We start from the raw sequence: 23,789 nt of genomic DNA on the forward strand, positions 1-23,789 counted from the left end.
CGGTGGGGACCATGGGGCCGGGCAGCGAGCGGGCGGCCAGGGCGCGCAGTTCGGCGCCGGTGGGCGGTTCGGCGCCGGGGGCGCCGGCCGGCTCGGCGGCGAGGAGCTCGGCGACCTCCTTGGCGTCCAGGGTCAGGGCGGGGGCCGCGTCGCGCAGCATCGCCTCGATCCGTTCCTCGGGGTAGTGCGGGTCGACGGGCAGGAAGGCGGCGCCGGTCTTGGCCACCGCGAGTTCGGCGAGCACGGTGTCGGCCGAGCGGGGCAGCAGCAGGGCGACGAGCCGCCCGGGGCCGGCGCCGCGGGCGATCAGCCGGTGGGCCAGCCGGTTGGCGAGGGCCTCGGCCTCGGCGAAGGTCAGCTCCAGGCCGGCCGCGCTCAGCGCGACGGCCCGCGGCCACCGGTCCACGGCGGCCTCGACCAGGGCGGGCAGGGTCGCCGGGGGCACCGGGCCGGTCTCCGGGCGGGCCGGGCCGCGCAGCAGCCGCTCGCGTTCGCCGGGCGGCAGCAGGTCGAGTCCGTCCAGCGGGGTGGTGCCGTCCGAGTCGGCCAGCGCGGACAGGGTGTGCAGCAGTTGGTCGGCGAGGCGCCGGGCGGTCTCCCGGTCGAGGAAGCGCGGGTCGTGGCCGAGTTCCACGGCGAGCCGCTCGCCGGGCGAGACCACCACGGTGAGCGGGTAGTTGGTGGCCTCCCGGGCGTCCAGTTCGCGCACCAGCAGGCCGTGCGCGCCGGCCGTGGCGTCGCCGACCGGGTAGTTCTCGAAGACGACCAGGCTGTCGAACAGCTCGGTGCCCGGCGGGACCTGGCCGAGCCCGTGCATCCGGGCCAGCGGCAGGTGGTCGAAGCGGCGGTCCTCGGCCTGCTCCTCCTGGAGGGTGCGCAGCCAGTCGGCGCAGGGCCGGCGGCCGTCGACGGCGACCCGGGCGGGCAGGGTGGTGATGAACAGGCCGACGATGCCGTCGGAGCCGGCCAGGTCGGTGGGCCGGCCGGAGACGGTGGTGCCGAAGCAGACCCGCTGTTCGCCGCTCCAGCGCGACAGCAGCAGCGCCCAGGCGCCCTGCACCACGGTGTTGAGGGTGAGGCGGTGGCGGCGGGCGAACTCCTGGAGCCGCTCGGTGTCCGCCTCGTCCAGCCGGTGCGAGAGCCAGTCCCCGGAGCGGGCCGTGTCGCCCGGGGCGGGGCGGCGGTCGTAGGGCAGCGCGGTGGGGGCGGTGAGGTCGGCCAGCACGCCGCGCCAGTGCTCGACGGCGGCGCCGGTGTCGCGCTCCGCGAGCCAGCCGACGTAGTCGGCGAAGGGCCGGCGCTCGGGCAGTTCGGGCCGCTCGCCGCGGGCGAGGGCGGCGTGGGCGGCCAGCACGTCCGCGAGGACGTGGAAGACGCTCCAGCCGTCCAGCAGCACGTGGTGGAAGGCCCAGACCACCCGGACCCGGTCCGGGCCGAGCCGGATCAGGTCGAGCCGCAGCAGCGGGGCCCGGTCCAGGGCCAGGGGGTGGGCCCGCCGTTCGGCGAGCAGGTCCTCCAGCCGGGCTTCGCGCTGCGCCGCGCCCAGCGCGCTCCAGTCGTGTTCGGTGACCGGGAGCGTCACCTGCCGGTGGACCACCTGGAGCGGCACGGGAACGTCGCGCAGCACCACGGAGGTGCGCAGCACCGGGGTGCGGTCGACGACGTGCTGCCAGGCGGCGGCCAGCAGGCCGGGGTCGCGGGCGCCGTCCAGGACGAAGGTGATCTGCTCGACGTAGAGGCCGTGTTCGGCCTCGTCGAGGCCGTGCACGACCATGCCGGTCTGGGTGGGGGTGAGCGGCTGGATCTCCGTCACGTCCCGGCCGGTGCCGGCCAGCCGGTCGACGCCGGTCTGGTCCAGGCCGGCCAGCGGGAAGTCGGAGGGGGTGCGGCCGCCGGCGCCGGGTTCGGCGCAGTGGCGGACGATCTCCCGCAGCTCGTCCAGCAGTTCGGCGGCCAGCCGGGCGACCGTCCCGCTGTGGTGCACCTCGCGGGAGTAGGACCAGGTGAAGGAGAGCCGGCCGTCGGCGACCAGGCCGAGCACGTCCAGCAGGTGGGGGCGGCGGGCGGTGCGGTCCATGCCGCCGGTGAGCGGGCCGGCCGGGGCGTGCAGCAGGCCGCCGGGGGTGGCGCTCCGGTCCTGCCGGCCCAGGTAGTTGAAGCCGATCTGCGGCAGCGCGAGGCCGGGCTCCGGCTTGAGGTGGCGCAGGGCGCCGTGGCCGAGGCCGCCGTTCGGGACGGCGCGCAGGCTCTCCTTGACGGCCTTCAGGGCGGTGCCGGTGTCCGCGTCCGGGGGCACGGCCAGGGCGACGGGGTACATCGCGGTGAACCAGCCGACGGTGCGGGACAGGTCGACGCCGTCGAGGAGTTCCTCGCGGCCGTGGCCCTCCAGGGTGACCAGGACCCGGTTCCGTCCGGTCCAGCGGGCCAGCACCCGGCCGAGGGCGCAGAGCAGGACGTCGTTGACCCGGGTGCGGTAGGCCTCCGGGACGTCCTGGAGCAGCCGGCGGGTGTCCTCGGCGCCCAGGGCGAAGGTCAGCGACTCCTCGGCCTCGGCCGTGTTGGCGCCGTCGAGGTCGGTGGGCAGCGCGGTGGCCGCACCGTCCGCCAGGCGCTGCCAGTACGGGAGTTCCGCGTCGAAGCCGCCGGCCGCGGTGTGCGCGGCGAGGCGTTCGGCCCAGGCCCGGAAGGAGGTGGTCTTGGCGCCGAGGTCGGGCCGCTGGCCCGCGGCGGCCGCGCGGTGGGCTCGTTCCAGGTCCTCCAGCAGGATCCGCCAGGACACCGCGTCGACCACCAGATGGTGCGCGGCCAGCAGCAGCACCGGGCGGGGGTCGCCGGCGAAGCGGCAGAGCGCGGCGCGCAGCAGCGGCCCGGCGGCCAGGTCGAAGCCCTGGGCGAGGCGCTCGCCGAGGTCGCGCAGGGCGCTCTCGCGTTCCTCGCCCCCGGCGGCGGGCAGCTCGTGGACCCGCAGGTCGGGGGCCCGGCCGGGCTCGGTGCCGTACTGGCGCCACCGGCCGTCGGGGAGCGGCTCGCAGCGCAGCCGCAGGGCGTCGTGGTGGTCCAGGACGGCGGCCAGGGCGGCCCGCAGGGTGGGCTCCTCGGTGCCGGGGGCGAGGGTGAAGGAGACGGACTGGGTGAGCCGGGCGGGGTCGCCGTCGAGGGTGTCCAGCAGCCAGTGCTGGACGGGGGTGAGCGGGGTCTCGCCGGTGACGGCGCCCTGGTCGGCGTCCGTGCCGGGGCGCGGTGCGCGTTCGGCGGCAGCGGCGAGTTCGGCGAGGGTCTGGTGGGCGAACAGGTGCCGGGGGGTCAGCGCGAGGCCGGCCCGGCGGGCCGCCGAGACGATCTGGATGCCGAGGATGGAGTCCCCGCCGAGGGCGAAGTAGTTGTCGTCCGCGTTCACCTCGGGCACGCCCAGCACCTCGCGCCAGATCGCGGCGAGGGCCTGCTCGGTTCCGGTGCGCGGCGGCCGGTCGCCGCCGGTGGCCCGGGTGGCCGGGACCGGTTCGGGCAGGGCGCGCCGGTCCAGCTTGCCGGTGGCGCCGAGCGGCAGCCGCTCCAGCGGCACCACCAGGGCGGGCACCAGGTGGTCGGGGAGGGTGCGGCCGAGGAAGGCCCGCCACTCGGCCGGGTCGGGCAGGGCGCCGTCGCGGGGCACCGCGTAGCCCACCAGCCGCTTGTGGCCGTCCTGGTCGACCACCCGGGCGGCGGCCGCCGCCACCTGCGGGTGGCGGGCCAGCGCGGCCTCGACCTCGCCGAGTTCGATCCGGAAGCCGCGCACCTTGACCTGGTCGTCGGCGCGGCCGAGGTAGTCCAGTTCGCCGTCGGCGCTCCAGCGCACCCGGTCGCCGGTGCGGTACATCCGGCTGCCGGGCGGGCCGTAGGGGTCGGGCAGGAAGCGCCCGGCGGTCAGGCCGGGGCGGCGCAGGTAGCCGCGCGCCACGCCGGTGCCGGCCAGGTACAGCTCCCCGGGCGCGCCGACGGGCACCGGGCGCAGCCGCTCGTCCAGGACGTAGGCCCGGGCGCCGCCGACCGGTCGGCCGATCGGCGGGTCGCGGTCGGGGTCGGCGGGGTCGCAGGTGTGGGCGGTGGCGTAGACGGTGGCCTCGGTGGGGCCGTAGATGTTCAGCACCCGGCAGCCGGGGACGGCCTCGCGCACGGTGCGCACGGTGCGGGCGGGCAGTCCTTCGCCGGCCAGCACCACGGTGTCCGCGCCGATTCGCAGGGCGCCGTCGGCGAGCAGTCCGCCGAGGGCCGAGGGCACGGCGCTGAGCAGGCCGGCCCTCCGGGGGCCGGGGTTCTCGGCCAGGGCCAGCAGGTCGCGCAGGAGTTCCACGCAGCCGCCGGAGAGCAGCGGCGCGAAGATCTCGAACACCGACACGTCGAAGTTGAGCGAGGTGGCGGCGACCACGTGCTCCAGGCCCCGGCCGGCGAACTCGGCGGCGGCCCAGTCGGTCAGGGCGAGCACCGAGGCGTGGGCGACCACCACGCCCTTGGGGCGGCCGGTGGAGCCGGAGGTGTGGATGACGTACGCGGGGTGCTCCGGCAGCAGGGCGCCGTGCCGTTCCGGGTCGCCGACGGCGTCGGTGCGGGCGGCGGCCAGCCGTTCCCGGCAGGCCGGGTCGTCCGGCACGATCCGGGCGTACGGGCCGTCGGGGAGCCGTCCTGCGGTCGCGGCGTCGGTGATCACGGCGTCGGGCCGGACGTCCTCGAAGAGGTAGGCGATCCGCTCGGCCGGGTATCCGGGGTCGACCGGCAGGTACGCGGCGCCGCTCTTGAGCACCGCGAGGAGCGCCACGGCCAGTTCGACGGTGCGGGGCAGCGCGAGCGCGACGAAGCGCTCGGGTCCGGCCCCGGCCGCGATCAGCAGCCGGGCCAGCCGGTTGGAGCGTTCGTCCAGCTCCCGGTAGGTCAGCAGGCCGTCGCCGGAGCGCACGGCCGGGGCGTCGGGGGTGCGGGCGGCCTGCCGGGCGAAGGCCTCGGGCAGGGTGCCCCGGGGCGCCCGGCGCACCGGGCCGCCGAGGCGTTCCAGCAGCTCGCGTCCCTCGGCCGGGTCCAGCAGCGGCAGTTCGCCGGCCGGCCGGTCGAGGCCGGCCGCCATCCCGGCGAGCAGGGTGCGCAGGCTCGCCCCGAGCCGCTCGACGGTGGCGGCGTCGAAGGCGGCCGGGTCGTGGTCGAGGCTGACCTCGATGGACTCGCCGGGCGCCACCACCACGCCGAGCGGGTAGCTGGTCGGCTCCAGCACGTGCTCGGTCTCCACGCCCAGGCCGTGCCGGGTCAGCGACTGCGCGTCGAAGGGGTAGTTCTCGAAGACCACGATGCTGTCGAACAGGGCGGTGCCGCCGGGCAGTTCGCTCCAGCCCTGGAGCTGGGCCAGCGAGACGGCGTCGTGCCGGCGGGCCTCGGACTGGTGGTCCTGGACCTCCCGCAGCCAGTCCAGCAGCGGGCGCCGGTCGTCGATCCGCACCCGGGTGGGCAGGGCGTTGATGAACAGCCCCACCATCGAGGTGACGCCGGGGAGTTCGGCGGGCCGGCCGGAGACGATGGTGCCGAACACCACGTCCTCGCCGCCGCCGTAGCGGGAGAGCAGCAGCGCCCAGGCGCCCTGGAGCACGGTGTTGACGGTCAGCCCGGCCTGCCGGGCGGTGGCCCGCAGCCGCTCGGACAGCTCGGGGCCGAGGGCGACCTTCACCGAGGCCGAGGAGGAGGCGCGGTGGGCGCCGGCCGGGCGGCGGTCCCGGGGCAGTTCGGTGGGGGCGGGGAAGCCTGCCAGGGTGTCGCGCCAGTACCGCTCGACCGCCGTCCGGTCCTGGCCGGCCAGCCAGCGCAGGTAGTCGGCGTAGGGCGCGCGCTCGACCGGGGCGGGGCGGCGTCCGGCGGTCAGGGCTGCGTAGCGCTCGCAGACCTCGTCGAAGACCTGGGCGGCGCTCCAGCCGTCGAGCAGCACGTGGTGGAAGGTCCACACCACCCGCACCCGGTTCGGGGTCAGCCGGATCAGGGCCAGCCGCAGCAGCGGCGCGCCGCCCAGGTCGATCCCGGCCGCCCGGTCCTCGGCGAGCAGCCGGGCGGTGTCCCGCTCGACCTGTTCGGCGGGGCGGCCGGTCCAGTCGTGGTGGGTCACCGGGACGGTGGCCCGGTGCTGGACGACCTGGAGCGGTTCGGCGCCGTCCTGCCAGCTGAGCCGGGTGCGCAGGACGGCGTTGGCGTCGGCGGTCCGCTGCCAGGCCTCGGCCAGCGCGTGCGGGTCGGTGACCCCGGTCAGCACCAGCTGGACCTGGTTGACGTAGGTGTCGCCGTCCGGGTCGAGCAGGCTGTGGAAGAGCATCCCGGCCTGCATCGGCGTCAGCGGGTAGACGTCGGCGACGGTGCGGCCGTCCCCGGCTATGCGGTCCACCGCCGCCTGGTCGAGGCGGGCGAGCGGGAAGTCGGCGGGGGTGCGGCCGCCGGCGCCGGGTTCGGCGCAGTGGGCGACGATCCGCTCCAGCGCGTCGAGCATGGCCTCGGCCAGGGCGGTGACGGTGTCGGCGCGGTGCCGGCCGGCGCTGTAGTACCAGCCGATCTCCAGTTCGCCGTCCTCGACCCGGGCGACCACGTCCAGCAGGTGGGGGCGCTCGGTGCCGGGCGCCTCCGCGCCGCCGAGGCCGCCGGGGACGGCGCGGACCAGGGCGGCGCCGTCGGCGGACCAGTCGAAGCGGCCCAGGTAGTTGAAGCTCACGCCGGGGGCGGGGGCGTCGGCGAGCGCCTCGTCCCGGGCCATGTGGCGCAGCGCGCCGTACCCGAGGCCGCGGTCCGGCACGGCCCGCAGCTGTTCCTTGACGGCCTTCAGGGCGGTGCCCCAGTCCCCCGGCGGGATGTCGAGGGCGACCGGGTGGAGGGAGGTGAACCAGCCGACCGTCCGGGACAGGTCGAGGCCGTCGAAGAGCCGGTCCTCGCGGCCGTGGCCCTCCAGGCCGACGGCGACGGTGCCGCGCCCGGTCCACTCGGCGAGGACCCGGCCGAGCGCGGTGAGCAGCACGTCGTCGATCCGGGTGCGGTAGACCCCGGGGACCTCGCGCAGCAGGGCGTCGGTGCGTTCGCGGTCCAGCCGGACGGTCACCTCGCGCAGGTCGGCGGCGGTGTTGCCGCCGTCGCCGTCCACCGGCAGCGGGGTGGCGCAGGCCCGGGCGGCGGCCGCCCAGTGGGCGCGCTGGTCGGCGAAGCCGCCGGCCGCGGTGTGCCCGGCCAGCCGGCGGGCCCACTCCCGGACGGAGCTGGTGCGGGCGGGCAGCCGCAGCGGGCGGCCCTCGACGGCCTGCCGGTAGGCGGTCTCCAGGTCCTCCAGCAGCACCCGCCAGGAGACGCCGTCGACCGCCAGGTGGTGGACGGCCAGCAGCAGCCGGTCGGGCCGGGCGCCGGCCGCGTCGGCCTGCGGGGTGGCCGGCGCGGTGGCCGTCGGGGCGGTGAACAGGCGGGCGGTGAGCAGCGGGCCGCCGTCCAGCCGGAAGGAGGCGTGGGCGGCCTCGGTCACCGCCGCTTCCGCGCCGTGGTCGTGGACCTCCAGCAGCTCGGGGGCGCTCTCCTCGGCGGGGGCGCAGTGCTGCTGCCAGGTGCCGTCCCCGGCGCGGGTGAAGCGGGAGCGCAGCGCGTCGTGGTGGGCCCACAGGGCGGCGAGCGCGCGGCGCAGGGCCTGCGGGTCGACGGCCCCTGGGGCCTCCACCACGACGCACTGGTCGAAGTGCTCGGCGTGCGGCGGGTTCGGGTCGAGGAACCAGTGCTGGATCGGCGTCAGGCCGACCTCGCCGCTGACCGGTTCGGTCCCGGCGACGGTGACGGCGCTGCCGGCGGCCGCGGCCAGCGCGGCGACGGTGGGGTGGCGGAACAGGTCGCGCGGGGAGAGCGCGAGTCCGGCGGCGCGGGCCCGGGAGACGACCTGGATGCTCAGGATGGAGTCGCCGCCGAGCAGGAAGAAGTCGTCGTCCAGCCCGACCCGTTCGACCCCGAGCAGCTCGGCCCAGATCGCGGCGAGCAGCCGCTCGCGGTCGGTGCCGGGGGCGCGGTGGGGGCGGTCGCCGCCCGCCGACCGGTCGGGGGCGGGCAGCCGCCGGCGGTCCACCTTGCCGTTGGCGGTGAGCGGGAGTTCGGGCAGCGTGACGAAGGCCGCGGGCAGCATGTAGTCGGGCAGGTCGGCGGCCAGGTGGGCGCGCAGTTCGGCGGCGCCGGGCGGCTCGGCGCCCTCGGCCGGCACCAGGTGGGCGGCGAGGCTCTTGCGCCCGGCGTCCTGGTACAGCGAGACGACGGCCTCGGCGACGGCCGGGTGGGCGGTGAGCCGGGCCTCGATCTCGGCGGGTTCGATCCGGAAGCCGCGGATCTTGATCTGGTCGTCGGCGCGGCCGACGAAGTGCAGTTCGCCGTCCTCGCTCCACCGGACGGTGTCGCCGGTGCGGTACATCCGCCCGCCGGGCGGGCCGAAGGGGTCGGCGAGGTAGCGGGCGGCGGTCTCGCCGGGGCGGCCCGCGTAGCCGCGGGCGAGGCCGGCCCCGGCGATGTACAGCTCGCCGGTGACGCCGGGCGGCTGCGGCTGGAGCGCGCCGTCCAGGACGTACACCCGGGTGTTGTCCAGCGGGCGGCCGATGGGCAGGACGGCGGGCAGTTCGTCGCCGGCCCGGAAGGCCCGGCGGGTGGCGAAGGTGGTGGTCTCGGTGGGCCCGTAGCCGTCGACCACGGTGAGGCCGGGGCAGGCCGCCAGGACCTTGCGGACGACGGCGCCGGGCACCGCCTCGCCGCCGGTCCACACCTCGTGGGCGCCGCGCAGGCAGCCCGGGTCCTCCTGGGCGAGCAGCCGGAACAGGCCGGCGGTCAGCCACAGGCAGCGCACGCCCCGCTCGGTGACGGCGTGCCGGACGGCGGCGGCGTCCAGGTCCTGCGGCGGGGCGAGCACGGCGGTGCCGCCGCGCAGCAGCGGCACCCACAGTTCGTAGGTGGCGGCGTCGAAGGCGTGCGGGGAGTGCACCAGCACCCGGTCGTGGCCGGCGAAGGCGCGGTCCAGGGCGAGCGCGGCGACGTCCCGGCGGCGCACCGCGACGCCCTTGGGGGTGCCGGTGGAGCCCGAGGTGAACATCAGGTACTGGACGTTGTCGGGGTGGACGGCCGCCGGGGCCGCCACCGGCGGCCGGTCGCCGGGGAGGTCCACCCGCAGCACCTGCCCGGCGGGGCGCAGCTCGGCGGCCGTGCCGGCCCGGTGGGCGTCGGTGAGCAGCAGGTCGGCACCGGCCCCGGCCAGCATCCGGTGCAGCCGCTCGCGCGGCGCCCGGCCGTCCAGCGGCACGTAGACCGCGCCGGTGCGCACCAGCGCCAGCTGGGCGACGACCAGCTCGACGGAGCGTTCCATCAGCACCCCGACCGGCTGCTCCACCCGGACCCCGTGCGCGGTCAGCCGTCCGGCCAGCTCGGCGGCGCGGGCGTCGAGTTCGCGGTAGGTCAGGCGAAGGTCGCCGGCCTCCAGGGCGACGGCCGCGGGGGTGCGGAGCACCTGCGCGGCGAACAGCTCGGCGATGTCGGCGGCGGGTTCGTCGACGGCGGTGGCGTTCCAGTCGGCCAGGACACGCCGGCGTTCCTCGCCGGTCAGCAGCGGCAGCCGGGCCGGCGGGCGGTGGGCGCCCTCGGGCAGGGCGGTCAGGACGGCGGTGAGCTGTCCGGCCAGCTGCCGCACCGTGGACTCGTCGAACAGCCGCGGGTCGTAGCAGAGCCGCAGGGACAGCTCCGGGCCCGGGTAGGCCAGCAGGGTGAGCGGGTAGTTGGTGGTCTCGATCCCGTCCAGGTCGCGCAGCCGCAGGCCGTGGGCGTCGGCCGCGTCCTCGTCGACGGGGTAGTTCTCGAAGACCACCAGGCTGTCGAACAGGCCGGTCCGCTCGGGCAGTTCGGTGCCGGCCCGCATTCTGGTGAGCGGGACGAAGCCGTACCGCCGGTCCTCGCTCTGCTCCCGCTGCAGGGTCCGGAGCCAGTCGACCAGGGTGCCGTCCGCGGGCACCGCGGTGCGGGCCGGCAGGGTGGTGATGAACAGGCCGGTCATGGTCTCGACGCCGGGCAGCTCGGGCGGCCGCCCGGAGGAGGTGGTGCCGAACACCACCTCGGCCCGGCCCGCCCGGCGGCCCAGCAGCACCGCCCAGGCGCCCTGGACCAGGGTGTTGAAGGTCAGCCCGGAGCCGCGGGCGAGGTCCTCCAGCGCCCCGGTCGCGGCGGCGGGCAGGGTGAACGGCACGGCCCGGGTGGACTCGGCGCGGTGGCTCTGCACCGGCTCGCGGTCGTAGGGCAGCGGTGTCGCCTCGGCGAGCCCGGCGAGGCGGGTGCGCCAGTGCTGTTCGGCCTCGGCGTGGTCGCGCTCGCCCAGCCAGGCCAGGTAGTCGCGGTAGGGCCGGCGCTCCGGCACGGTGCCGTACGGGACCTCGCCGTCCCGTCCCGGCCCGGCCAGGGCGGCGTGCGCCGCGAAGACGTCCGAGAGCACCTGGAACAGGCTCCAGCCGTCCAGGACCAGGTGGTGGAAGGACCAGAGCACCCGCACCCGGCTCTCCGGGAGCCGGATCAGCAGCAGCCGCTGGAGCGGGGCCCGCGCCAGGTCGAGGCCGCGGGCCCGGTCGCGGTCCAGCAGTTCGGCGAGCCGGTCGCGGCGCTCCTGCTCGGGCAGTTCGCGCCAGTCCAGGTGGGTGACCGGGACGGCCACCCGGCGGTGCACCACCAGCAGCGGCTCGGGCACCTCCTGCCAGCGGACGTGGGCGCGCAGCACCGCGGTGCGGTCGGTGACCCACTGCCAGGCGGCGGCGAGGCGGGCCGGGTCGGGCACGCCGTCGAGGACGAAGTCCAGCTGCTGGAAGTAGGCGCCGCTGTCCTCCTCGGCGAGGCCGTGGAAGAGCATGCCGGACTGGGTCGGGGTGAGCGGCAGCACGTCCTCCACCGCGCCCGGGTCGGCGCCGGTGATCCGGTCCACGGCCGCCTGGTCGAGCCGGGCCAGCGGGAAGTCGGACGGGGTGCGCCCGGCGGCGCCTGGGCGGGCCGCGTGGCGGGCGAGGTCGGCCAGTTCCTCGGCGAAGCGCCGGGCCAGCGCCTCGACGGTCCCGCTCCGGTGGACGGCGGCGGAGTGGAACCAGGTGAACTCCAGCGCGTCGCCGTCGAGGCGGCCGACCACCTCCAGCGGGTGGGGGCGTTCCGTGTCCGGGTCGGCGTCCAGCTCCAGCGGCCGGAAGGTGCCGCGGAACAGCCCGTCCGGGTCGTCCGGCAGGGCGATGCGGCCCAGGTAGTTGAAGCCGATCCGGGCGGCCGGGACCTCCGGCGCCGTGCCGGGGCGCCCGAGGTAGCGCAGCGCCTCGAAGCCGAGGCCGCGCCGGGGGACGGCGCGCAGCTGTTCCTTGACCTGCTTGAGGACGGTGTCCCAGTCGGCTCCGGCGGGCACGGCCAGGGCGACGGGGTGGCGGGTGGTGAACCAGCCGACCGTACGGCCGAGGTCGAGCTCGGCGAACAGTTCCTCGCGCCCGTGGCCCTCGACGTCCACCACGACCCGCTCCAGCCCGCTCGCCCCGCACAGCGCCCGGCCGAGCGCGCTCAGCAGCACGTCGTTGGCCTGGGTGCGGTAGGTGTCGGGCAGGGTGCGCAGTAGGGCGGCGGTGTCGGCGGGGCTCAGCCGGACGGTGACGGAGCGTTCGGTGGCGTAGGTGTCGGGGCCGTCGAGTTCGGCGGGGAACGGTTCGGCGGCGGGCTGCCCGGGCTCTTCGTCGGGCTGCCCGGGCACGGCCCGGGCCCAGTACTCCGTCTCGTCCTCGAAGCCGCCCGCGGCGGCGAAGGCGCTCAGCCGCTCGGCCCACTGCCGCAGCGGCGAGGACTTGCCCGGCAGGGCGGCCGCCCCGTCCCGGCCCTCGCGGCGGGCGCGGTAGGCGGTGTCGAGGTCCTCCAGCAGCACCCGCCAGGAGACCCCGTCGACCACCAGGTGGTGGACGGCCAGGTGCAGGACCGGGGGCCGGTCCCCGGCGCGCTCGTGCAGCACGGCGCGCAGCAGCGGCCCGCCGCCGCCCAGGTCGTGGGGGCCGAAGTGCGGGGTGTCCCGGTCCGGGCCGGTGTGCCGGGCCAGGGTGAGCCGGGCGGCCGGCTCCCGGATGTGCCAGCGCGCGGCGCCGGCGCCGTCCGGGGCGGTGAAGGCCGAGCGCAGCGCGTCGTGGTGGGCGACCAGGTCGTTCAGGGCCTCCTCCAGGGCCGCCCGGTCCAGGTCGCGGGGCAGCAGCAGGGAGAGCGCCTGGCCGAAGTGGCCGGCCCGGTCGGCGGCCCGGCCGAGCCACCAGCGCTGGATCGGGGTCGGCACGGCCTCCCCGGTGGCGGCCGCCGGCGCGGGCGCGGGCGGCGCCTCGGCGTCCTCCGCGGCCAGGGCGAGCGCGGCGACCGTCTGGTGGCGGTAGAGGTCCCGGGAGGTGAGCGCCAGCCCGGCCTGCCGGGAGCGGGCCACCACCTGGATGCCGAGGATGGAGTCGCCGCCGAGGTCGAAGAAGTTGTCGTCGGCGCCGACCCGCTCCAGCCGCAGCACCTCGGCCCAGATCCCGGCGAGCGCGCGTTCGGCGGGGGTGCGGGGGGCGACGTGGCGGACGGCGCCGGCGGCCGGCCCGGGGTCGGGCAGCCGGCCGCGGTCGAGGGTGCCGTCGGGGCCCAGCGGCAGGGCGGGCAGCGGCACCACGACGGCGGGGACCAGGTGGTCGGGCAGGGTCAGGGCGAGGGTGCGGCGCACCGCCTCGGGCTCGACCCGGCCGCCGGGGACGGGCACCACGTAGCCGACCAGCCGACGGGGGTCGTCGGTGAGGACGGCGGCCGCCTCGGCCACCCCGGGGCAGCGCCGCAGCGCCCGCGCCACCTCGTCCGGGTCGGTCCGCAGCCCGCGGGGCTTCGCCCACTGCTCGACCCGCCCGAGGTGTTCCAGCTCGCCGCCGGCGGTCCACCGCACCAGCTCCCCGGTGCGGTGGAGCAGCTCCCCCGGCGCGCCGTACGGGTCGGCGACGAACTGTCCGGCGGCGCCTTCCGGCTGCTCGTGGAAGTCGCCCGCGAGGTACAACTCGCCCGGCACGCCCCGGGGTTGGGGGCGCATCGCGCGGTCGAGGACGTAGCCGCGGGTCCAGCCGGGCAGGCCGGACGCGGTGAGCGCCCCGGGCAGCGCGGTGTCCGGCTTCCAGGCGTCGAGCAGCACCCGCTGCTCCTCCTCGGGGATCAGCGGCAGCTCGGCGAGGGTGCGCTGCGGGCCGTCCGCCATCCCGGCCAGCAGGCGGTGCAGGTGGTCCGCCAGCGCCGTCACGGTCCGCCGGTCGAACAGGTCGGTGTTGTACTCGGCCGTCAGCGTGCAGCCGCCGTCGTCGTCGGGGGTGAACTCCAGCACCAGGTCGAAGCGGGCGGCCGGGCGGGGCAGCGGGTGCTCGGCGAAGCGCAGGCCCCCGGCGGGCGCCGGGGTGACGGGGGTCTGCTGGACGACGACGACCTGGACCAGCGGGGTGCGGCCGGGGTCGCGGGGCGGGGCCAGTTCCTCGACCACCCGGTCGAAAGGCACCTCGGCGTGGGCGAAGGCGTCCAGCAGGGTGGTGCGCATGCCCGCCACGAAGTCGTCGACGGTGGCCCGCTCGTCCACGTCGCCGCGCAGCACCACGGTGTTGACGAAGAAGCCGGTCACCTCCTCCAGTTCCCGCCGGTCCCGCCCGTTGGTGACGGTGCCGAAGGCCACGTCCCGCTGGCCGGAGTGGCGCGAGAGCAGCAGCGCGCACGCCCCGGCGAACAGGGTGAACACCGTGGTGCCGCGGCCGGCGGCGAGGTGGCGCAGCCGGTCGACCAGGTCGGCCGGCAGCCGGTGGCGGTGCGCCGCGCCGTTGGTGGTGCGCTGCTCGGGCCGGGGGCGGTCGGTGGGCAGGCGCAGGGTCGGCAGGTCGGCGAGGGTGTGCTTCCAGTAGGCGAGGTCGGGTGCGTGGTCGGTCCGGCGGTGCTGCTCCCAGTGGGCGAAGTCGGGGTACTGGAGGGCGGGGGCGGGCAGGGCGTCGGGTTCGCCGGTGGCCTCCGCCCGGTAGAGGGCGGCCAGTTCGCGGGTGAGGACGCCCACCGACCAGCCGTCGGTGACGATGTGGTGCTGGGCCAGCAGCAGCAGGTGCTCCTCGGCGGCGAGCCGGACCAGCAGCGCCCGGGCGAGCGGGCCCCGGGCGAGGTCGTAGGGCCGTTCCAGTTCCTCGGCCAGCAGGCGTTCGGCCGCCGGGGCGCGCTCCTCCTCGGGCAGGGCGCCGAGGTCCTCGGTGCGCAGCGGCAGCTCCGCCCGCTCGGCGACGCGCTGCACCAGCTGCCCGTCGAGGCTGGCGACGGTGGTGCGCAGCGAGTCGTGCCTGGCGGTGAGCCGCCGCAGGGCCCGGTCGAGGGCGTCCCGGTCGAGGGCGCCGTGCAGCCGCAGGGCCACGCCGGTGTGGTTGCCGGTACCGCCGGGGGCGACGTCGTCCAGGAACCAGAGCCGGCGCTGGGCGCTGGACAGCGGCAGCGGCTCCCCGCGCGGGGCGGGCGGGATCGGCCCGGTCGGTGCGGCGGCGGGCACCGCGTCGAGCAGCGGGGCGAGGGCGGCGACGGTGCGGGCGGTGAAGACGTCGCGCAGGGTGAGCCGGACGCCGAGGCGTTCGGTGATCCGGGTCAGGGTGCGGGCGGCGAGGACGGAGTCGCCGCCGAGGTCGAAGAAGTCGTCCTCCACCCCCACGGCGTCGTGGCCGAGCACCTCGGCCCAGACGGCGGCCAGGGCCCGCTCCCGCTCGGTGCGCGGGGCGGTGCTCCCGGCGGCGGCCTGCCGGGCGGGCGCGGGCAGCGCCCGCTGGTCGATCTTGAGCTGCGGGGTGAGCGGGAACCCGGCCAGCACGACGACGGCGGCGGGCACCAGGTGGGCGGGCAGCGCGGCGGCCAGGGCGGTGCGCAGCTCGGCCGGGTCGGGGGCGTGCCGCGGGTCGGCGGGCGTGGCGTAGCCGACCAGCCGGGTGTGGCCGGGCTCGTCCTCGCGGACCGTCACGACGGCCTGGTCGACGGCGGGGTGGGCGCGCAGCGCGGCCTCGATCTCGCCCGGTTCGATCCGGAAGCCGCGGACCTTGACCTGCCGGTCGAGCCGGCCGAGGAACTCCAGTTCCCCGTCGGCCCTCCAGCGGGCCCGGTCGCCGGTGCGGTAGAGCCGGGCGCCGGGCGCGCCGAAGGGGTCGGCGACGAAGCGCGCGGCGGTCAGGCCGGGTCGGCCGAGGTAGCCGCGGGCGACGCCCTCGCCGCCGAGGTACAGCTCGCCGTCGGTGCCGGGCGGCTGGGGCCGCATGGCCTCGTCGAGCACGTACACCCGGGCGTGCGGCAGGGCGCCGCCGATGGTGGGTGAACCGGCGCCGGCGGTGAGCGGGCCGGTCCAGGTGGCGACGATGGTGGCCTCGGTCGGACCGTAGGAGTTGATCATGCGTCGGCCGGGCGCCCAGCGGTCGACCAGTTCGGCGGAGCAGGCCTCGGCCCCGACGATCAGGGTGCGCAGGTGGCGGCCCGCGCCGGCGGGGACGGTGGCCAGGGCGGCGGGCGGGATCAGGGTGTGGGTGATGCGGTGCTCGTCCAGGACGGCGGCGAGCTCCTCGCCCAGCCAGGGGCCGTCCGGGGGGATCACCAGGGTGGCGCCGGTGAGGACGGAGACGAACAGTTCCAGGACGGAGGCGTCGAAGCTGGGCGAGGAGAACTGGAGCACCCGGTCGCCGGGCCGCAGCGCGTAGTTCTCGACGGCCGCGGCGGTGAAGCCGGCGATCCCCCGGTGGGTGACGACGACGCCCTTGGGGGTGCCGGTGGAGCCCGAGGTGTAGATCACGTACGCCGGGTGGTCGGTGCCGGCCGGGGCCGGATCGCCCGTGCCGTCCGCGGCGCCCGGCCCGTCCGGGCCCGCGGGCAGGGCGGTCTCCAGGGCCCGGCTCACGGCGGCCGGGTCGTCCAGGACGATCGCGGGGGCGGCGTCGGCGAGCATCAGCGCCCGCCGCTCGGCGGGGTAGGCCGGGTCCACGGGCAGGAAGGCGGCGCCCGCCCGGACGACGGCCAGTTCGGCGGCGACCAGCTCCATGGAGCGCGGCAGGACCAGCGCCACCGTCCGCTCCGGGCCGGCGCCGCGCCGGCGCAGGTCACGGGCCAGCCGCTCGACGCGCTCCGCCAGGTCCCGGTAGGTCCAGTTGCGCCGGCCGTCGGTCACCGCGGGCGCGAGCGGGGTGCGGGCCGCCTGGGCGGCGAACAGCGCGTCCAGGGTCCGGGGCGTCGGGGAGGTGCCTGTGGGGACTTCGGTGGTGCCGCCGGCCTGCGGCGGGGCGGACGGGTGCACGGGCCGGGCAGGCCGGTCGGCCATGGCGGAAGGTCCTTCCGATGGGGGCGACGACGAGGGCACCGGGGCAGGCGGTAGCCCGCCCTCGGGCCCGGAGGAACAGGGGAACGGGAACACGGTGGAACAGCGGAACGGTGGTGCGGCAGTGCGGTGGGCAGGCGGTGCGGGGGTCGGGCGTACGGCTGCGGGGCCGACCGGCTCAGCCGGCGGCGGCCCGGCGGGCCGTGCGCCCGGAGACCTGCACCCGGTCGACGCGGCCGGTGGCCAGGTCCCGGTGGAAGCGTCCGCCGGGCTCGGGGCGGCCGGTGTCGGGGGCGAGCAGGTCGTAGGAGAGGTCGGTGTAGCAGCGCAGCGGGATCGGCGGGTCGCCGTCGACCGAGAGGGTGGCCGTTCCGTCGCCGGCCGCCTCGATCCGGTAGCGGACCGAGCCGTTGCGGTAGTCGCCCGCGCATCCGGCCAGGGTCCCGGGTTCGGCGAGCGGCACGGGTCCGCGCGCGTCCACCGGTTCGATCGCCGCGGGCACCCGCAGCCCGGCCGACTCCTCCAGTTCGGCCGCGAGCTCGCGCCAGAGCGCGGTGGCGGCGCCGGCGTTGCCGGTGAAGGCGACCACCACTCCGCTGTCCGGGTCGGCCCGCAGGTGGCAGGAGGTGCCCATGGCGTTGCCGTCGTGGCCGCACCAGAAGCGCCCGTCCTGCCGGTAGAGCGCCACGCCGGCGCCCCAGCCGTCCGCGAGCGCTCCGGGCCGGGCGGCGGGCTGCGGGCGGCGCATCAGCTCGGCGACGTCCGGGGGCAGCGTCTTGGACCGGCCGACCAGGGCGGCGCCGAGGGCGGCGAGGTCCGCGGCACTGGCCAGCAGGGCGCCGGCCGGGGCTTCCAGCGGGGCCAGGTTCTGCCGGACCGCCCGGGGCCGGCCGGTCGCGGCGTTGAGCGCGTGGCCGGCGGCGACCGGTCGCCCGGGCGCGGCCGTGTCGACGAACACCGGCCCGGTGCCGAAGGGTTCGAGCAGCAGGGCGCGCGCCGCCTCCTGCCAGGGCATCCCGGTCACCGTCTCGACCAGGCGCCCGGCGGCGACGTAGCCGGCGTTGGAGTAGGAGAAGTCCGTCCCGGGCCGGAACAGCGCGTCCGGGGCGGTGCACACGGCGGACAGGTAGCGGGTGGCGGTGGTGCGGGCGGCGGCGTCGGAGTCCGGCCCGGTGGGCAGTCCGCCGGTGTGGCCCAGGAGGTGACGAATCGTTACTTCAGGCAGCTGCCGGAGCTCCGGAAGGTACTCGGCGGCCGGCTCGTCGAGGTCGAGGTCGCCGTCGTCGGCGAGCAGCATCACCAGGGCGGCCGTGTAGGGCTTGGTGAGCGATCCCACCGGAACGGCGGTGTCCTCGGTGAAGGGCTCCGCGGTGGCGGTGTCGGCCACCCCGGTGTGCAGGGCGACGGTCTCCGCGCCGGTGTCCAGCACCAGCTGGGCACCGGGCACCCGGTGGGCGCGCGCGAGCGTGTCGAGCCGGTGCTGCAGCTCGCTGCGCAGGACCTGCGGAACCCGTTCTCGTACGGGCGCCGGACTGGCGTAGGGCATGGCGGAAGCTCCCGTTGACTGGTTCTCGGGTGCGGGCGCGCCGGGCGCCCGCAAGGGAATTGCGGATCGGAGTGCGGCACAGCGGGGAATTTCCGGCCGTCGGCGCCGCCCGCTTCAGGACGCGCGGGAACGAGGGGAATCGCGGGATGCCCCGTCGCCCACGACCGGCCGGCCCGGCATCGGGAATCCCCGGGGCACCGGCGACCGGGCGCCGCACCCGCCCTCGCGGAGCCGTTCCGGGGGCGCATCGACGTGCCCGGGGCGGACGGTGCGAATGCGACCCGAATTCCCCGCCGCACGATGAACGGCGGGCCGGCGCGCGGTGAACCGCGAACGGCCGAATACCCTACCCCGCCGGAACGGTCGGACAGAATCCCGTCCCCCGGCGACCAGCCGCTCTCCCGGCCCCCACCTGCGCAATGGCCGTACCCGGCATGTCCATCCCCCCTGTTTGCGATCCGTCCCCGCACCCGTCGTGCGGAACGCGCCGACGCGGCCGGGGAGCCGCAGAATCCCTGCCGTCCCGAACGCCCGGACGACGAACGCGCAACAGTCTTCACGGCGGGTCAGCCGCTCGCAACCCCTTCCGATTGAACGGAAAGCGACTCCGTCGGTAATCGGAACGCCAAAATCCCTGGTGCGACTCCCGGCCGTGCCCGGAGCACCCGAGAACGGGCTCGAATTCTTTGGCCGAAAATATGAGGTTCAGATCTCACCAGCCACTCGAACAGCTATTCGCAGCAATATCCGAGTGATTTCCCGGACGACTGTGACGGAAGTGCCGGAATACAACGGAATCAATCGGGTGAGCCGTGAGTGAAACCGCCCGGACCCGACAACAGGTCCAGCGCGGCGTCGACGAGCACCCCGGGGGCCGGGCCGACGTCCAGCACCGCACCCCGCTCGTCCGGCTGGAGCGGTTCGAGCGCGGCGAGCTGCGAACCGAGCAGCGACCCCGGCATGAAGTGGCCGGTGCGCCCGCCGATCCGCTCCACCAGCAGCTCGCGGCTCCCCGTCAGATGCAGGAAGAAGGCGTCCGGGCCGGCCTCCCGCAGGACGTCCCGGTAGCGCCGCTTCAGCGCGGAGCAGGTCACCACACCGCCGGTGCCCGCCGCGTCCCGTTCGCGCAGCCACCGCCCGACGGCCTCCAGCCAGGGCCGGCGCCGCCCGTCGTCGAGCGGGATGCCGGCCGCCATCCGGGCGATGGAGTCCGGCCGGTGGAAGTCGTCCCCGTCCGCGAAGGGCACCCCCAGGCGCTCCGCGAGCAGCCGGCCCACCGTCGACTTGCCGGTGCCGGCCACCCCCATGACCACGACGCACGGGGCGCGGCGCTCGTTGCCCCGGGCCATCGGCGCCCCTACCCCCAGAACTGCGGGGGCGGCCCCTGCGAGCCGGCCGGGTACTCCTCCAGCGGCACCAGGCCCCGCTCCCAGCCGGTCAGCACCGGTTCCAGCACCCGCCAGGCCTCCTCCGCCTCGTCGCCGCGGATGGACAGCGCCGGGTCCCCGTTCAGGACGTCCAGCAGCAGCCGGCCGTAGGCGGGCAGCTCCTGCGGGTCCATCCGCGCGGTCATCGAGAACGGGGCCAGCCCGTGGGCGTGGGCGCCGATGCCGGTCAGGTCCAGGGTCAGCCCCTCCGGCTCCAGTTCGAAGCGCAGCACGTTGGGCCGGGCCTCCTCGCCCCGGCCGAACGGCAGGTGGGGCACCGGGCGGAAGTGCACCGCGACCTCCTTGCGGTCCTCGCCCAGGGCCTTGCCGCTGCGCAGCCGGAACCTCGTCCCGGCCCACCGCCAGCTGGTCAGCTCAAGTTCCACCTCGGCGAAGGTCTCGGTGCGGCGCTCCGGGTCGACGCCCTCCTCCTCGGCGTAGGCGGGGACGTCGCGCTCCCCGATCCGGCCGGGCAGGTAGCGGGCCCGGCGGGTGCGGTGCACCACGTCGTGCTCGGTCAGCGGCCGTACGGAGCGCAGCACGTCCACCTTGCGGTTGCGCAGGTCCCGTTCGCCGAGCGTGATCGGCGGCTCCATGGCCACCAGGCAGAGCAGCTGCAGCAGATGGTTCTGGATCATGTCCTTGAGCGCCCCGACCTGGTCGTAGTACCCGGCCCGGCCCTCCAGCGCCAGCGTCTCGTCCCAGACGATGTCCACCTCGGAGATGTGGGTGCTGTTCCAGATCGGCTCCAGCACCCGGTTGGCCAGCCGGCTGCCGAGGACGTTCTGGACGGTCGTCATGGCCAGGAAGTGGTCGACCCGGAACACCGCCCGCTCCGGCAGGAGCTCGGCGAGCAGCCGGTTCAGTTCCTGGGCGCCGGCCAGGTCCTCGCCGAACGGCTTCTCCAGCACGATCCGGCTGCCGGCCGGCAGGCCCGCCGCGTGCAGGGCGGTGATCGCGGCGGGGAAGAGGGCCGGCGGGAGGGCGAGGTAGACGGCCACCGGCCCCTCGCCGGCGACGACCGCGGCCACGTCCGCGGGGTCGGTGACGTCGGCCCGCCGGTAGCGGACGGCGGCCGCCACCGCCTCCCTGGCCCCGGCCGGGAGGTCGCCGGCGTGCCGGTCGAGCCTTGCCGCGGCCCAGCCGCGGTACCGCTCGGTGTCCCAGTCCTCCCTGCTCGCCCCGGTCACCCGCAGCGAGTCGCCGACGTGTCCCGCCGCCCGCAGCGCGGCCAGCGCCGGCAGCAGGAAGCGGGCGCTGAGGTCCCCGGTCGCGCCGAGGATCGCGAGCCGGTCGATCATCCCCGCCCGCCCGTCCTCGCCCGGCCGAGGCTCACACCGCCGGCGATGATCCCGATGTGGCTGAACGCCTGGGGGAAGTTGCCCATGAACTCTCCTGTGGACGGGTTGATCTGCTCGGACATCAGCCCCAGCGGGCTCGCCCGGGAGCACAGCGAGTCGTACAGCTCCTCCGCCTCCTCGATCCGGCCCTGGCCGACCAGGTTCTCGACCAGCCAGAAGCTGCACAGGACGAAGGCGCCCTCGTCGCCCGGCAGGCCGTCCGGGGACTCCTCGTGGAGGTAGCGGTAGAGCAGCCCGCCGCCCGCCGACAGGCGCTCGGCCACGGCCGCGGCGGTCGCCACCATCCGCGGGTGGTCGGCCGGCACCACCTGGCGCAGCGGCAGCGCGAGCAGGCTCGCGTCCAGCGCGCCGCCGCCGTCCAGGTGGGCGCTGAGGGTCCCGGCGTCCTCGTCCCAGGACTGCTCCAGGATGAGCCGGCGCAGCTCCTCTGCCGAGGCGCGCCAGCGGTCCGTCCCGGCGGGCCGGCCGAGCCGCTCGCCGATCCGCGCGGCCCGGTCCAGGGCCACCTGGCACAGGCCCGCCGAGTAGGTGAACACCCGGCCCTCGCTGCGCACCTCCCAGATGCCCTGGTCCGGCTGCCGCCAGGCCTGCCCGGCGGTGTCGGCCAGCTTGGCCAGGCCGGCCCAGAGCGCGGGCTGGATCTCGCCGCCGGCGCGCAGCCACTGCTCGGCGCAGTCCAGGATCTCGCCGTACACGTCGTGCTGGCGCTGGTCGGTCGCGCCGTTGCCCCAGCGCACCGGGGCGGAACGCTGGTAGCCCTCCAGTTCGCCGTCCTCGATCTCGTCCGGCACCGGGCCGCCCCGCAGGTCGTACATGATCCGGGGCCCCCGGCTGGCCTCGAAGGCGTCCAGGACCCAGCCGAGGAAGGCGTCGGCCTCGCCCCGGAAGCCGATCCGGCGCAGCGCGAACACGGCGAACGCCGCGTCGCGGATCCAGCTGTAGCGGTAGTCCCAGTTGCGGATCCCGCCGATCGGCGCGGGCAGCGAGGAGGTGGGCGCCGCGACCAGCGAGCCGTTGGCCCAGTCGTCGCAGAGCTTCAGGGTGATCGCGGCCCGCCGGACCAGGGGCTCCCGGGGGCCGTCGTACGAGAAGTGCCCCATCCAGCGCCGCCAGGCCTCGGCGGTGCCCTTCAGGGTCGCGTCGGCGTCGAAGCGGTGGTGGCGGTGGAAGCGGCCCCAGGACAGCACGAGGTCCAGGCGTTCGCCCTGCCGCAGCTCGTGGGTGCTGTGCAGGCCGGTCAGCGGACGGTTGGAGCGCAGGTGCAGGCGCAGGTCCGGGCGCCGGTGGGGCCGCACCTCCAGTCCGCTGAACAGGGCCCGGGCCTGCGCGCCGCCGCGCGGCTCCAGTTCCGCGCGCAGCCGGACGGTCCCGTCCACCACCACGGCGGAGCGCACGAGTTCGCCCCGGTCGGCCGGTACGTCGTCGGTGAGGTCGGCGCCGGAGCGCAGGGTCAGCGCGTCGGTGACGCGCACCAGGCCGGTGGGGCCGCGCAGTTCGGTGATCAGGACGCCGGTGTCCGGTTCGTAGCGCTGCCTGGCCTCGACGAGGTCCTCCGGGGCGAGGGTGAAGTGCCCGCCGCGCGCGTGGTCCAGCAGGCCGCAGAACAGCGGTTCGGAGTCGAACCGGGGCAGGCACAGCCACGGGATGGCACCGTCCAGGCCGACCAGGGCGGCGGTCGCGCCGTTCCCGATCAGGCCGAGGTCCTCCAGCGGCAGGTAGCCCTGGCGCCGGTGAACGGGCCGGAACGGTGGGTCGGGGTCGTGCATGCCGCCTCGCTTCCGCAGTGCCGGGGAGTCGGTCGAGGGGGAGGTGGTCCCGGTGCGGCTCCCGCTCCGCCGGCGGCCGGTGACCGGCCGCGCGGCCGACGGCTCCCACCTTCCCGGGGATCGGGCCGGTCCGCGATCCGGCCGCTGCCGGCTGCGGTGCATTCCGGTGAAAGACCCCGGCCCCCGCGGCCCGCCGCCGCCCGCGCGGCCCTGCCGGGCACGGTGGGGCAGCTGCTAGCGTCTGAGCCCGGACGATGGACGGCGGACGGCGGAGGTTGCTGTGGTGGACAGGGGCGCGGAGCGGGCCTTCATCGGGTCGTTCACCTCGACGGGCGGGCGCGGGATCGTCCTGGCCGCGCTGGACCCGGACACCGGGGCGCTGACCGCCACCGGGGCCGTCGACGCCGTGGACCCGTCCTACCTCGCCCTCGGGCTCGCCACGGGCGGCCCCGTGCTCTACGCCGTGTCCGAGACGGCGCCGGGCGCCGTCACCGCCTACGACATCGCCGGTCCGGTTCCCCGCCCGCTCGGCGCCCCGGTCCCGGTGGACGGGGACCACCCCACCCACCTGAGCCTCGCCCGGGGCCGGCTGCTGACCGCCAACTACGGCTCCGGCAGCGTCAGCGTGCTGCCGCTCGCCGCCGACGGCACCCCGCGGCCCCCGAGCACCGTGCTGCGCCACCGGGGCAGCGGGCCGCACCCGGACCGCCAACGGGCCCCGCACGCCCACCAGGTGCTCCCCGACCCGTCGGGGCGCTGGGTGCTCGCGGTCGACCTCGGCACCGATTCGGTGCGGATCTGCGCCCTGGACCCGGCGACGGGAGGGCCGGCCCCGCACTCGGAGACCGCGCTGCCGCCCGGCACCGGTCCTCGGCACCTGGCCTTCCACCCCTCCGGCCGCCACGCGTACGTGCTCGGCGAGCTGCGCCCCGTGGTGACGGTCTGCCGCTGGGACGCGGCGGCCGGGGCCCTCGAACCGGTCGCGGAGGTCCCGCTGTTCCCCGAGGGCTTCGAAGGCCCGGTCTCCCCGTCGGCCCCGGTGGTCTCCCCCGACGGCCGGTTCCTGTGGGCGGCGGAGCGCGGCACCGACACCATCGTGGTGCTCGCCCTCGACGGGACGGGCGAGCGGGCCCGGGTGGTCACCTCGGTGCCCTGCGGCGGCCGCTGGCCGCGGGACCTGGTGCTGGGCCCCACGGGCACCCGCCTGTACGCGGCGAACGAGCACTCCGGCGACGTCACCTGGTTCGAGGTGGACGGCGCGACGGGCGTCCCCCGCCGGGCGGGCTCGCTGGCCGTCCCGTCGGCGTCCACCGTGCTCTTCGGCTGACCGCGGCGCCG

General features: G+C 76.9%; 6 protein-coding genes (1 of these 6 running past the window's edge). 1 reads left to right on the top strand and 5 read right to left on the bottom strand.

Going from position 1 to position 23,789, the window contains the following annotated elements; genetic code table 11:
- The 5 genes from ACFVGO_RS08010 to ACFVGO_RS08030 all read right to left on the bottom strand — a co-directional run.
- Positions 1-16,354, bottom strand: partial view of a non-ribosomal peptide synthase/polyketide synthase gene (locus ACFVGO_RS08010; protein WP_380631101.1) — the 5' portion only. The gene continues 1,361 nt to the left of window position 1, outside the view; 16,354 of the gene's 17,715 nt are visible here — the first part of the coding sequence; its start codon is at positions 16,352-16,354; the stop codon falls past the left edge of the window.
- 175 nt (positions 16,355-16,529) lie between these two features.
- The gene (locus ACFVGO_RS08015; RefSeq protein WP_380631102.1) at positions 16,530-17,897 is read right to left on the bottom strand and encodes a serine hydrolase domain-containing protein; all 1,368 of its coding nucleotides are present in this window, start codon (positions 17,895-17,897) and stop codon (positions 16,530-16,532) included.
- A gap of 797 nt (positions 17,898-18,694) precedes the next feature.
- Positions 18,695-19,246, bottom strand: coding sequence for a gluconokinase (locus tag ACFVGO_RS08020; RefSeq protein ID WP_380631103.1), 552 nt, complete (start codon positions 19,244-19,246; stop codon positions 18,695-18,697).
- Between the two features lie 8 nt (positions 19,247-19,254).
- Positions 19,255-20,625 carry a glucose-6-phosphate dehydrogenase gene (locus ACFVGO_RS08025; protein ID WP_380631104.1) on the bottom strand — a complete coding sequence of 457 codons (1,371 nt, stop codon included), beginning with the start codon at positions 20,623-20,625 and terminating at the stop codon, positions 19,255-19,257.
- Positions 20,622-22,451 carry a glycoside hydrolase family 15 protein gene (locus tag ACFVGO_RS08030; protein WP_359903900.1) on the bottom strand — a complete coding sequence of 610 codons (1,830 nt, stop codon included), beginning with the start codon at positions 22,449-22,451 and terminating at the stop codon, positions 20,622-20,624. Before ACFVGO_RS08030 ends, ACFVGO_RS08025 begins: the two co-directional genes overlap by 4 nt.
- Positions 22,452-22,731: 280 nt before the next feature.
- On the opposite strand from ACFVGO_RS08030, the gene ACFVGO_RS08035 reads away from it, so the two are divergent.
- Positions 22,732-23,778 carry a lactonase family protein gene (locus tag ACFVGO_RS08035; protein WP_359903902.1) on the top strand — a complete coding sequence of 349 codons (1,047 nt, stop codon included), beginning with the start codon at positions 22,732-22,734 and terminating at the stop codon, positions 23,776-23,778.
- Positions 23,779-23,789 lie beyond the last annotated feature (11 nt).

Source organism: Kitasatospora sp. NPDC057738, from assembly GCF_042798815.1.
GTDB classification, from domain to species: domain Bacteria; phylum Actinomycetota; class Actinomycetes; order Streptomycetales; family Streptomycetaceae; genus Kitasatospora; species Kitasatospora lactacystinica.